At 73.7% G+C, this 11472-nt stretch carries 10 protein-coding genes and 2 pseudogenes; 4 read left to right on the top strand and 8 right to left on the bottom strand.

Going from position 1 to position 11472, the window contains the following annotated elements:
- Nucleotides 1-169: 169 nt before the first annotated feature.
- From AOK15_RS27750 to AOK15_RS27730, 5 genes are all read right to left on the bottom strand, one after another.
- Nucleotides 170-823 (bottom strand): HAD family hydrolase, encoded by a 654-nt coding sequence (locus AOK15_RS27750; protein WP_055521091.1) that lies wholly within the window; start codon nt 821-823, stop codon nt 170-172.
- 96 nt (nt 824-919) lie between these two features.
- Nucleotides 920-1702 (bottom strand): ABC transporter permease, encoded by a 783-nt coding sequence (locus AOK15_RS27745; protein ID WP_055521090.1) that lies wholly within the window; start codon nt 1700-1702, stop codon nt 920-922.
- Nucleotides 1695-2729: an ABC transporter ATP-binding protein gene (locus AOK15_RS27740; RefSeq protein WP_055521089.1), complete on the bottom strand. Its 1035-nt coding sequence runs from the start codon at nt 2727-2729 to the stop codon at nt 1695-1697. The genes AOK15_RS27745 and AOK15_RS27740 overlap by 8 nt, the downstream gene beginning before the upstream one ends.
- Nucleotides 2719-3255: a hypothetical protein gene (locus AOK15_RS27735; RefSeq protein ID WP_240508616.1), complete on the bottom strand. Its 537-nt coding sequence runs from the start codon at nt 3253-3255 to the stop codon at nt 2719-2721. Before AOK15_RS27735 ends, AOK15_RS27740 begins: the two co-directional genes overlap by 11 nt.
- Entirely contained in the window at nt 3252-4283 is a 1032-nt protein-coding gene (locus AOK15_RS27730) for a hypothetical protein (RefSeq protein ID WP_055521088.1), read from the bottom strand. Before AOK15_RS27730 ends, AOK15_RS27735 begins: the two co-directional genes overlap by 4 nt.
- 456 nt (nt 4284-4739) lie before the next feature.
- Here AOK15_RS27730 and AOK15_RS27725 point away from each other — a divergent pair, with 456 nt between their 5' ends.
- On the top strand, nt 4740-6005 hold the full coding sequence (locus AOK15_RS27725) for an aspartate aminotransferase family protein (RefSeq protein ID WP_055521087.1): 1266 nt from the start codon (nt 4740-4742) through the stop codon (nt 6003-6005).
- A gap of 160 nt (nt 6006-6165) precedes the next feature.
- A complete protein-coding gene (locus AOK15_RS27720) occupies nt 6166-7125 on the top strand; it encodes a class I SAM-dependent methyltransferase (protein WP_055521086.1) in 960 nt (319 codons plus the stop codon).
- Nucleotides 7126-7142: 17 nt separating this feature from the next.
- Here the strand turns inward: AOK15_RS27720 and AOK15_RS27715 are convergent, their stop codons facing one another.
- Both AOK15_RS27715 and AOK15_RS48890 read right to left on the bottom strand, forming a co-directional pair.
- Nucleotides 7143-7847, bottom strand: a complete 705-nt coding sequence (locus AOK15_RS27715) for a helix-turn-helix domain-containing protein (protein WP_055521085.1) — start codon at nt 7845-7847, stop codon at nt 7143-7145.
- Nucleotides 7848-8423: 576 nt separating this feature from the next.
- Nucleotides 8424-8699 (bottom strand): annotated as a pseudogene (locus tag AOK15_RS48890) (hypothetical protein); the annotation flags it as partial.
- A gap of 381 nt (nt 8700-9080) precedes the next feature.
- Here AOK15_RS48890 and AOK15_RS27710 point away from each other — a divergent pair.
- Nucleotides 9081-10343 (top strand): molybdopterin-dependent oxidoreductase, encoded by a 1263-nt coding sequence (locus AOK15_RS27710; RefSeq protein WP_055521084.1) that lies wholly within the window; start codon nt 9081-9083, stop codon nt 10341-10343.
- A complete protein-coding gene (locus tag AOK15_RS48885; RefSeq protein ID WP_055521083.1) occupies nt 10340-10858 on the top strand; it encodes a hypothetical protein in 519 nt (172 codons plus the stop codon). The genes AOK15_RS27710 and AOK15_RS48885 overlap by 4 nt, the downstream gene beginning before the upstream one ends.
- 137 nt (nt 10859-10995) lie before the next feature.
- Here AOK15_RS48885 and AOK15_RS48880 read toward each other — a convergent pair.
- Nucleotides 10996-11361 (bottom strand): annotated as a pseudogene (locus tag AOK15_RS48880) (methyltransferase domain-containing protein); the annotation flags it as partial.
- Nucleotides 11362-11472: the final 111 nt, after the last annotated feature.

Here is an 11472-nt window from a genome sequence, read left to right as displayed (position 1 = left end):
GGGTGGCTCCTTCCGCGAGGGCGCGGGGAGGTGGGGGCGCCGGGGTCGCGGCGCGGACGCGGCCGCTTCGAGCGGCGCCATCGGACACGTTAGGAGCGCGGTCCGTGGAATACAGCGGGTGTTTCTTTGTGCGGAACGCCGGTTCGTCGAGGCGGGACGGGCGGTGTGTTCAGCACCTGAGGAGGGCGTACAGCGGCCGCGGGTCGGGGCTCGCCGGGTCGATGCGGACGGTGTCCCAGCCGAGGGCGGCGGCGGGCGCGAGGTCGAGTTCGGGTGAGTCCCCGACCATGACGCGCCGGTCGAAGGCACCGTCCCCGATGTCCTGGAAGACGCGCGGGTCGGGCTTCTTCGGGCCGCCGTCGGCGGTGAACACGCCCCGGTCCCACACCTCGGGGGCGCGCAGCCGCTCCAGGAGCCGCCGCATGAGCGGGGACGGCAGATAGCAGTTGGACAGCAGCCGGACGGTGTGCCCGGCGTCCGCGACGCGGCGCAGGGCCTCGGCCACCGGCTCGCACAACCGGTACTGCCGGGGGTCCTCGCAGCCGAGGGCCCGCCACAGCGCCCGTTCCTGTTCCGCGGTCTCACGGGGGACGCCGTGTTCACGCAGGGCGGCGTCGAGCAGATCCATGGTGGCCGGCTGGGGCGCGGACCGGTCGGACATGGCGGCGTAGAGGGTGCCGAAGACCGACCGCACGACGGCGCCCGCGTCGCTCGGGTCGAGATCCAGGGTCCGGACCAGGGTCGCGGTCCACACGTCGGGACCGGGCAGCGGTGCGGAGGTGATGAGGGTGTCGAAGCAGTCGAATACCACGACGGCGGCCATGGGTGCCTCTCTGACGGGCGGGGGCGGAGCCGGGACGCACGGGTGGGCGCGCCCCGGCGCAGGGCGGGGCGCGCCCACCGGGTCCACGACGGGCTGTCAGGACCAGGAGAGCTTGCGCTGGTCGGCGCGGAAGAAGACCAGGGTGAGCGCGGTGAGTCCGACGGCGAAGGCGCACAGCGCCGCGGCGGGCACCAGGACGTCCTCGACGCCGCCGCCGTCGAGGATGACGGTGGTGAAGCCCCGCATCGCCCAATAGCTGGGGACACCGGGCGCCAGCGGCCTGGTCCAGTCGGGCAGCGTGGCGTGCGGGGCGAGCGCGCCGCCGAGACCGGCGAAGAACAGGGCGAGCAGATTGGCGAGGACGCTCAGCTGGGCGATGGTGCGGCACACCGCGGTCAGCGCCATGCCGACCATCACCACGCACAGCGACAACGGCACGGCCACCACCAGCAGGGCCGCCCAGGAACCGCGCACCCGCAGGTCGAACAGCAGCACACCCGCACCGAAGACGGCCGCCAGCTGGAGGAGGGCGACCAGCAGGGGCGTCACGACGCGGCCCGCGACGAGTTCGCCGGTACGGGCGCCCGCGGCGCGCAGCCGGTCCCAGGTGTTCCATCCGTGTTCGCGGAAGACGGCGAAACCGACGATGTTGACCAGGAAGAACAGGAACATCACCGCCATGCCCGGCACGCCCTGCTCGGCTCCGTTGGCGTCGCTCTCACCGTCGGCGCGCAGCGCCGCCCGGAACAGGGGCTGCATGAAGACCATGATGAGCAGCGGCATGACCGTCCGCACGATCAACGGCGCGGGGTCGCGCAGCAGCAGCCGGCAGTCCTGCCGCACGAGGGCGACGACGCGGCCGAGGGATCCGTCACGCATGAGGCACCGTCTCCGTGGTCCGGGGCCCGTTCGCCGGCGAACCGTCCGGTGTGTCCCGTGGCCCGGTCGAGGAGGGTCCCGCCGGGCTGTCGTCCTGCGCCGTGTACCGGCGTCCGGTCAGGTGGAGGAAGACGCTTTCCAGGCTGGGCCGGACCACGTTCAGGTTGGTGAGCCGGGACGTGCCGTCGCCGAGGGCGGCGAGGATCTCGGGCAGGGCGAGGTGCGGCTGGTCGGCACGCACACGCAGCGTGTCGCCGTCGGCGGTGACCGGCCACGGCAGCCTCGCCTCGGGCGGGGCACCGGTGAAGGTCAGCTCCACCCAGCCGCCGCCGTGGCTGCGCACCAGCTCCTGCAGGGATCCCTTGGCGATCAGCCGTCCGTGGTCGAGGACGGCGACGTCGGCGTCCAGTGCCTCCACCTCGGCGAGGTAGTGGGTGGAGTAGCAGACCGCCGTACCGGTGGCGGCCAGGTCCCGGACGAAGTCGATGAGCCGGGTGCGGGTCTCGACGTCGACTCCCGCGGTGGGTTCGTCGAGCAGCAGCAGCCGCGGGCGGTGCAGCAGGGCGACCGCGGTGTGCACCCGCCGCTGCTCGCCGCCGGAGAGCCGGGCGACCCGCCGGTCGAGCAGGGTGGCCAGGCCGAGCGGCTCGGCGACGTCGTCGGTGCGACGCTGCACGTCACGTCCGCGCAGCCCCGCCAACTCGGCGAAGAAGCACAGATTCTGACGCACGGTCAGCGGTGGGTACACACCGAGGTCCTGGGGGGCGAGGCCGAGACGGTGCCGGGCGCGTGCCACCGGTTCCCCGCACACCTGGACCTGGCCCGTGTCCGGTCGCAGCAGCCCGGCGGTCAGGGACATCAGCGTCGACTTGCCGGCTCCGTTGTGGCCGAGCAGGCCCACGATCTCGCCCTCGGCGATGTCGAGGCTCACGTCGTGCAGGGCGACGGTGTCGCCGTACCGCTTGCCGACGCCGCGCAGCGACAGGGCCGGGGTGCCGGCCGGGTCCGGCGCGCGGTCAGTCGGCACGGCGCTTCCAGGCGTCCGGGAGGAGGTCGGGCAGGGACGCCCGGCGCAGCAGGGGCTCCCAGGTGCGGGCCAGCTTGAAGCCCTTCATCATGCCGCTGCCGGAGCGGACGTCGGGCAGCGGTTCGGTGTACCCCAGTTGCGCCTCGGTGGCTGCGATGTGGGCGCGCAGGCGCTCCAGCCATGCCTCGGCGTCCTCGTCGGTGACGTCGCCGCCCTCGGCCGCGAGCCGCAGCCCGTCCCGTATCTCGTCATCCGGTACGCCGGCGAACGGGTCGAAGGCGACCTCGTCGCGCCCGTAGGTGAGTTCACCCTCGGTGCGCAGCCCCCGCACGGACAGGGACAGCTGGACGAGTTCGTACGCCATGAGGACGGCGGTCTCCCGTTGTCCGGCGGCGACGGCGCCCTCCACGTCCTCCAGGCGGGCCCGGCAGCCGAGCAGCAGCCGGGCGGCGCCATGGGCGCGGAAGGCGAGCAGTCGCCGCAGGTCGGTCGGGGCGTCGCCGTCGAGCGGCTGCGTCCGGCTCACGCGGGCACCTCCGGGTCGGGGTGGGCCAGGGCACACCACAGCAGGTTGTGGACGAACAGCCGCAGCAGGTCGGCCGGGGGCCCGGTGTCGGCGGGGCCGGACCAGACGACGGCGTCGCCGTCGCCGGGCGGCAGGCCGACTCCGGGGGACTCGACGGTGCGCAACTGCCAGCGGTCCACCACGGTCCGGTCGTCCAGCGGGGTCGCCGTGACACCCGTGGCCCAGCGCAGCACCGCGTGCAGTCCCTCGGGGGCGCCCACGAGGTGTTCGACGGCCGCCAGCGAGCGGGGCACGTCGATGTCGGGGGCAAGAGCGGCGCGCAGGACGGCGAGTCCGTCGGTGTCGCCGAGGACCTTGAGTTTCTCGCCGGCCCATTTGGCCGCGAAGTAGAGTTCGCCGGCCGCGGCGGCGCGCGCGTTGAGGGCGGCGGTGACCGCCTCACGGGTGCGGACGGCGGCGGCGTGCGGCCGGTGCGGCAGCAGCCAGCGGGCCGCGAGGGCCAGACGGTGCGCCTCCATGGTCCACCACCCCTCGATCGCCTCGGCCAGCCAGGCGGCGTGCAGCGACGTGTGCCACTCGTCCCACGGCGGTTCGGCGGTGAGGGGGAGGCCCAGCGCGAGGCGGCCGACGGTGTTCAGGGCCCGGCGCCGGTGGTTCCAGGCGTCCTCGGTGACGCTGTCGAACCGCGGCCACGGGTGCGTGGCGAGGGCCGCGGTGGTGTCGCGGACGGAGCTGGCCCGGCGGATGTTGACGTCGATGAGGGAGCCGTGCTCGTGGGACTGGATCGGGAAGCGGGTGAGCCGGTCGTTCTCGACGAGGACCAGCAGATCGAGGTCGCTGCGATGGTTGCCGAACCCGGCGAGCACCGACCCGGCGGCGACGGCGAGCAGCGGTGCGCCCACACCCTGGTCGGCCTCACCGCGTACCGCTTCTCGGGTCAGGCCGCGTTGCTCCAGGAACTTGTCCAGGCGCCGGGCGAGGGTGCCGACGTCCGGGAACGCGGTGGCGCCGGCTGACGTGGTTGGCATGCGGTCGAGCACCTTTCGGTGTACGGACGGGGGGCGGGCCCTGGTGGCGGTCCGTGGGCGGCTCCCGACGGACTCCGTCCGGCCCCGCCGCGGGCAGTGGCTGAAGGGTCGGCGGCGGACCGGGGCCGGGGTCAGGGCGGCCATGACACGGCATCCTGCCAACGCCCCACCGGGTGGAGCAGTGGGTGTTCCGGCAGCCGGAACACGGCTTTCCCTCGCGACCGGCGACGGGCTACAACTGCCCCGGGGCGGTGTGCCGAACGCCCTCGCCGCCGCCGGACCCCACATCCGCCGCGGGCATCCCGGGCCCGGCGTTCGGATCGCCCCGGGCCGCGGGTCGCGGCGCCTCAACGGCCGGGTGTGATCCACCGCAGCGCATCCGACGACAGGGCCCGGCGCGTCGCGGACGCGCGGTACGAGACAGAGCGGTCGACAGAGACGAGAGGACGGGCCTCCATGACAGCGGTCACGGGCCAGGAACCGGCACGCGGCGCGCTCGCCGCCGTCCGCGCCCATCTGTCGCCCCAACTGGCCCTGCTCTACGGCATGAACGGCACGGGCGCCGTGGAGGCCGACGGCGCGGGCGCGCGCCTGCGTCTCTCCGACGGCCGCCGTCTGCTTGATTTCGGCAGCTACGCGGTGACTCTGCTGGGACAGCGTCATCCGGACGTGGTGCGCGCGGTGCGCCGGGAGTTGGAGGCGATGCCGGTCTCCACCCGGGTCCTCGGCAACCCGACCACGGCCCGCTTCGCGCGGGCGGTGGTGGACTGGGCGGATCCCGACCGCCTGACGAAGGTGTGGTTCGGCCTCAACGGCTCCGACGCGGTGGAGGCCGCGCTGAAGCTGGCCCGCCTGGCGACGGGGCGCACCCGTGTCCTCGCGGTCGAAGGGGGGTACCACGGCAAGTCCCTCGGCGCCCTCGCGGCGACCTGGAACCCCCGCTACCGGCGCTCGCTGGAGCCGCTCCTGACCGGGGTGACCCATGTGGCGCCGGACGTCTCCGCGATCCCGGAGGCGTTCGCGGGCCCCGAGGTCGCGGCCGTCCTGGTCGAGCCGGTGCAGGGCGAGGGCGGGGTGCGTCCCCTGGACCCGGGCTTCCTGCGCGCGCTGCAGGACGCCGCGCACGCGCACGGCGCGTTCGTGGTCGCCGACGAGATCCAGACGGGCCTGCGCCGCTGCGGGCCCAGGCTGGCCGGCGCGGACAGCGGTCTGCGCCCGGACGCGGTGCTCCTCGGCAAGGCCCTCGGCGGCGGGGTGCAGCCCGTGTCGGCGGTGGTGGCCACCGCCGAGCTGTACCGGCCGCTCACCGAGGACCCGTTCACGCACACCACGACGTTCTCCGGGCACCCCCTGGGCGCTGCCGCGGGCATCGCGGCGCTGGCCGCCGTGGAGGAACTGGCACCCCGCGGCGACCGTCTGGCCGCGTTGCTGGCCGCGGGGCTGGAGGGTCTGGCGCGACGGCACCCCTCGCTCGTCACCGAGGTGCGGGGTCGGGGACTGCTGTGGGGGGTGGAGTTCAGCTCCGCTCCGGTGGCCGGACACGTCCTGATGGAACTGGGCCGTTCCGGTCTGGTGGTCTCCCCGTGCCTGGGCCGCCCGGAGGTGCTGCGCCTGCTGCCGCCGCTCGTCGCCACGGACGAGGACGCCGGCGAGGCGCTGTCCGTGCTGGACGCGGTGTGCGCCGCGGTGCCGGACGAGTTCCGTGCCCGCGCGCCGTCGTGAGCCCGACGTCATCGCCGTCCACCCGGGGAGGCCGCCCCGGCACACCGCTGCCGCAACCCCGCCCCGGCCCCGTCGCCCCTCTCCGAGGAGGAACCCCCGTGCCCGTCACCGGATCCCCGGCGCCCCGCGCCCGTGTCACCCTGCCCGTCGGGGAGGAACGGTGAGCGGTGTACCGGGCCAGGGGGCCCCTTCCGCGGAGGTCCCGGAGCAGCGCGAGACGCAGTACGCCTATCACAGGGAGCTGTTCCCGGCCCTTCACGACTGGGAGCGCACCGAGCGGTCGATCGTGGAGTTCACCGGCGAGACGGGTCCGAGCGGACTGCTCGGACTCGACCAGATGGGCCATTTCGGCCCGCAGGGCTGCGACTTGGTGGCCGACGCCGTGCGGGACCGGGCCGTGCGCGCCGCGTGGTCCGCGCCCGTGTCGGTGTGCGAGCTGGGCAGCGGGTTCGGCGGCGCGCTGCGCTACACCGTGGACCGGCTTGCCTCGGTCGGGGTACCGGTGCGGCGCGCCTTCGGCGTGGAGCTGGTCGCGGAACACGTCGCGGTCAGCCGCCGCATCAGTGAACGGCACGGTTTCGCCCACATCACCGAGGTGTGCGCGTCGGCGACCGAGGTTCCCCTGCCGGGCGGCTCACTCGACGTGGTGGTGGTGACGGGGTCCATGCCGCACTTCCCTGATCCCGGGGCGGTCCTTCGGGAGGCGGCGCGCCTGTTGCGGCCGGGCGGAGCGCTGGTGCTCACCGAGGAGGTCAGCCTCACCCCCGCGTCCGCTCCTCCGTCGCCGGAGTTCCGCCGCACGCACCCGGAGGGGGTCTTCTTCACGACGCCGCTCCCGGACCGGCTGCGGCAGCTCGCGGAGGCCGGGTTCACGGACGTGGCGCGGCGGGATCTGACACCGTGGGCGGTGGAGCTGCTCGCGGAACGGTTGAAGGTGGTGCGGCTCTTCCGGGGCAGCGTCGCCGGCATCTATGGGGAGGCCGCGACCGATCTGATCCGGGAGACGCTGCTTGCCGCACGGGCCGAGTACCGGGACGGGCGGTTGCTGCCGAGTCTGATCACCGCTGTTCGGGCGGCGGCGGGGGCGGACACTCAGGACACCCGCTGCCGGGTGCCCTGAGTGCGGCGGGCCGCGCGTCAGGGCCAGCGGGCCAGCTCGGGGGTGCGTTGGAGGGCGCGGGAGGCAGCGGCGGCGGCTGCCTGGAGGTGGGAGGCGGCCTGGGTCTCACGCAGTCGGCCGGTCGGGGCGGAGACGGCGAGGGCGCCGATCACCGTGTCCGGTGACAGTAGGAGAGGAGCCGCGAGAGCGACCGTCTCCGCCATACGCAGAACGACGAGGTCCTTCCGCCGCACGCGGGCCGGTTCCTCGCCGCCCAAGGAGCCGAAGACCGTGTCGTTCACTTCCGTACGGTTCGACGGTGCGCCATGGAATCTGAGTATCTCTCCGGCGGCGTTGGTGGAGATGCAGACCTGTTCTCCGAATTCTCTTTCGCTGTCGTGGGAGAAGTAAACAGAGTCGACCAGTCCCGCGCTGCCGTCGAGAGCGTCGGACATGAACACGTACGCGCCGCCGCGTGTGAGACGGTGCAGCCGCTCGACGAACGGTCGGGTCACCCCTCGCAGTTCCATCTGCCTCGGTACACGGGCGCCCAGTACGAACAGGGAGACGCCCAGCCGTAACCCGTTCTCACCGCGTTCCAGCATGCGCTCCTTGAGTAATTCGGCGACGATGCGATGGGCCGTTGCCTTGGGCATGTCGGCACGTCGTGCGAGTTCGGAGAGCGGGAGCTCCCGTTCGTGCGGGCGAAAGCAGCGCAGGATGCTCAGGCCGCGGGCGAGCATGGAGCGAGAACTGTTCTGGTCGGACAATGAAGCCTTCTTCCGAGACGTGGGGAGAGGGATGCGACACCCTGTGAACCCCTCGGGGCGACACCCCGAGAGGCCGCTCGGACGGCCGCCGGAAGCCGGTCCTTCTTCCCTCCTGGCCCTGGTCGACCGTCGCTCGGGACGACACGCACCAGCACCCCCGCATCACCAGAATGGTCAGTTCCGGACGACTCGTCGTGAACCCTGCGGGAAGCTCTCCCGAAGGGACGATGTACTCGGAATTTACTTTACCAGCGCGGAATTCGAGCCGAATGTGCGACGGAGCGAGAATAAGCCAAAGCAAGGAAGGAGTCGGGAGGTTGTTTGAGCGCGGTCCCCCCTTGTCACCAACAGGCGGACTACGGCCGCCCGCCTTTGACCGAAAGCCAAAGGGTGGGCGCGAAAGGGAATCAGCCACTTCCGGGGAGAGGCCGCCGGGCGTGTTCTCCCGATTATGTGCACCAACGTTCCCTCGGGCGTGCATGATGTCTGCCCGAAAGGCCCTTGCCGAGAATACCTTGGGGCTGCAGCAGGTGGTTGAGGAGCAGAGGCGCGGGGGCGGTCGAGGAAGGCGACTGCCGCGAGCAGCCACATCGCGAACGGCAGCCAAATCCGTTCCGTCTCCGCCTTGCTCATCCCGGACAGGTCGGCGACGAGCAGCATGAGCAGGGCCGAGCACAGCAGCAGCCCCGGGCGGCGCTCCGCGGCGGGGAAGGCGCCCCGCCGCGCCAGGACGACGCCGGTGCGGCGCAGGCCCGCCACCGTCGCCGGACCCACGAGGAGGACGGTGCACGCGAGATTGGCCCACACCCCGTAGCCGTACGGCCGTGGCGGTGGCCCGCGCGGTCCACAGCAGGGGCCGCCACGGCAGCCGGGCGGCCAGGGCCGGCCCGTACGCCACGACGGCGACGGCCACGGTGAGCGAGGCGGGCGTGCCCGGGCCGGCGTGGGGCAGCCAGTCGGCGTACAGGGGGCGGCCACCCCACGTGCAGGACGTCCATGGCGCGCTCGACGGCGACGCCGACCAGCGCGGCCGTCACGACGAGCAGCGTGGCGGCGGGGACGGCGTACAGGTCGCGGCGGAGATCGCGGTTCACGCTCCGAGACGTTGGGCCGGACGGCCGGTGCCCGCCCGACGGGCGCGGATGTCAGCGTTTCGTCATGAGTCGCACACCCCCGCACCGGGTGCCCCGGGCCTAGCGTCGGGGCATGGAACGGTCTCCTTCCTCGCCCGCCTTCTGGCGCAGCCCCCTGCGCGGCCCCTGGTTCACCTCCCTGCTCGGCGTGGTCCTCCTCGCCGGGATCACCGTGCTGTTCGTGACGGGACTGCTGTCGTACGCCGCCTACAACCCGGATCTGTCGCCGGTCAACGACAAGACCCCGGACAAGGGCGTCCTCGGCTTCTATCTGTTCCCCTGGCCGACGGACCCGCCCTGGCTGTACCGGCTCACCCAGGGCGTCCACGTCACCCTCGGGATCGCGCTCGTCCCCGTGCTGCTGGCCAAGCTGTGGTCCGTGGTGCCGAGGCTGTTCCAACTGCCCCCGGCGCGCTCCGTGGCCCACGCCCTGGAGCGGCTCTCGCTGCTCCTGCTCGTCGGCGGCGTGCTGTTCGAGTTCGTGACCGGTGTGCTCAACATCCAGCTCGACTACGTCTTTCCCGGCTCCTTCTACCCCCTGCACTTCTACGGGGCGTGGGTGTTCTTCGCCGCGTTCGCCGTCCACGTGGTGCTGAGGGCCCCGACGGCCGTACGCAACCTGCGCCGGATGCGGGCGGGCGACGAAGGGGCCGCGCCTCCCGTGTCGGCCGAGGAACCCTCGCTGGTGTCCCCGGACCCGGCCGAGCCCACCGTGTCGCGGCGCGGTGCCGTGTGGCTGGTCGGAGGCGGATCGCTGCTGTTGCTCGGGACGACCGTGGGCCGCAACTTCGACGGCCCGGCACGGCGCACGGCCCTCCTCACCCCGCACGGCGGCGCCGAACCGGGCAGCGGACCGAACGGCTTCCAGATCAACAAGACGGCCGCGGCGAGAGGGATCAGCGCGGCGGAGACGAGTGAGGAGGCATGGCGCCTGGTCGTCACCGGGCCCTCCGGAACCGTCCGGCTGAGCCGCGCCGAACTGGCGCGACTGCCCTTGCACAGCGCGGCACTGCCCATCGCCTGCGTCGAGGGCTGGTCCACCTCCGACCAGTGGTGGCGGGGCGTCCGGCTGCGCGACCTCGCCGCACTCGTCGGACACGAACCCGACACCGCCCCCGACGTCCTCGTGGAGTCCCTTCAGCGGCACGGCGCCTTCCGCCGTGCCGCCCTGCGCGCCAACCAGGTCCGCGACCCCCGCTCCCTGCTCGCCCTGGACGTGAACGGTGAGCGGCTGTCCCCGGACCACGGCCACCCGGCGCGGATCATCGTGCCGGCCGCGCCCGGAGTCCTCAACACCAAGTGGGTGGCACGGATGACGTTCGGAGACCTGCGATGACCACGTACCGGCTGCCGCTCGGCAGCCCCCTCCAACTGCTGCTCCTGGCCTGCTCGTTCGCGCTCGCCGGGTACGCCGGGGTGCGGCTGCTCGCGGACGACTGGTTCGGTGTCGCGCTGTGGTTCGTGGGAGCCGCGGTGGTGCACGACCTCGTCCTGCTGCCGCTGTACGCGGCGGCGGACCGCGCGCTGGTCCGGGCGGCGGACCCGGCCGGGCACCGCGGGGACACGGCCGGGCACCGCGCTCCGGCGGCGGCCACGCCGCCCCCGGCGCGGCGGGCGCGGGTCATGTACGTGCGGGTGCCCGCCGCCCTGTCCGGGCTGCTCCTGCTGGTGTGGTTCCCGCTGATCAGTGGGCGGGTCGCGGACCGCTACGCGTCCGCCACCGGGATGTCGGGCGGTGGCTTCCTCGGCCGCTGGCTGCTGATCACGGCCCTGCTGTTCGGCGGTTCGGCGCTGCTGCTGGTGCTGCGGGCCCGCAGGGCGACGAAGGACCGCCCGCCCGCCGACCACTGATCGACGGCACGTCGGCCGAGAGGGAGGGCGTGCCGCAGCAGCGCCGGTGTGCCGAGCCGCGCCCACGGGAACGCGGCCTCGGCGCCGGCGCCGGCCCCGGGTCCGGCGCCGCCCACCAGGTGGACCTCGGCCCGCTCGTCCACATCCACCGGCACCGTCTCCGTGATCAACAGGCCACCGGAGCACAGCGGTTGGGCCAGTCGGCGCAGCAGGGCGGCAGGGTCGCCGCCGATGCCGAGGTTGCCGTCGAGGAGCAGCGCGGTGTCCCAGCGGCCCTCGCCGGGCAGCGGCTCGAACACCGAGCGGGTGAGGGCCTGGCCGCCGAGCCGCCGGGTGCGGGCGACGGCGGCCCGGCTGACGTCGACGCCGAGTACGGGCCGCCCGCGGGCGGCGAGTTCGGCGACCAGCCGCCCCGGCCCGCACCCCACGTCGAGGACAGCGCCCTCGCACCGCTCCAGGACCTGGAGGTCGACCTCGTCGGCGCGGGCGCACCACCGCTCCACCTCCAGCGGCAGCAGCCAGCCGTCGCCGCGGCGCAGGAACAGCGGGCCCCGGCCGGCGCGCAGCGCGTCCGCGTAGGGATCGCAGGCCCAGGCCGGGGCCCGCTGTTCCTG

Source organism: Streptomyces ossamyceticus (genome assembly GCF_001418475.1).
Taxonomy (GTDB): Bacteria; Actinomycetota; Actinomycetes; order Streptomycetales; family Streptomycetaceae; genus Streptomyces; species Streptomyces ossamyceticus.
This window is presented reverse-complemented; position numbering and strand designations above follow the sequence as displayed.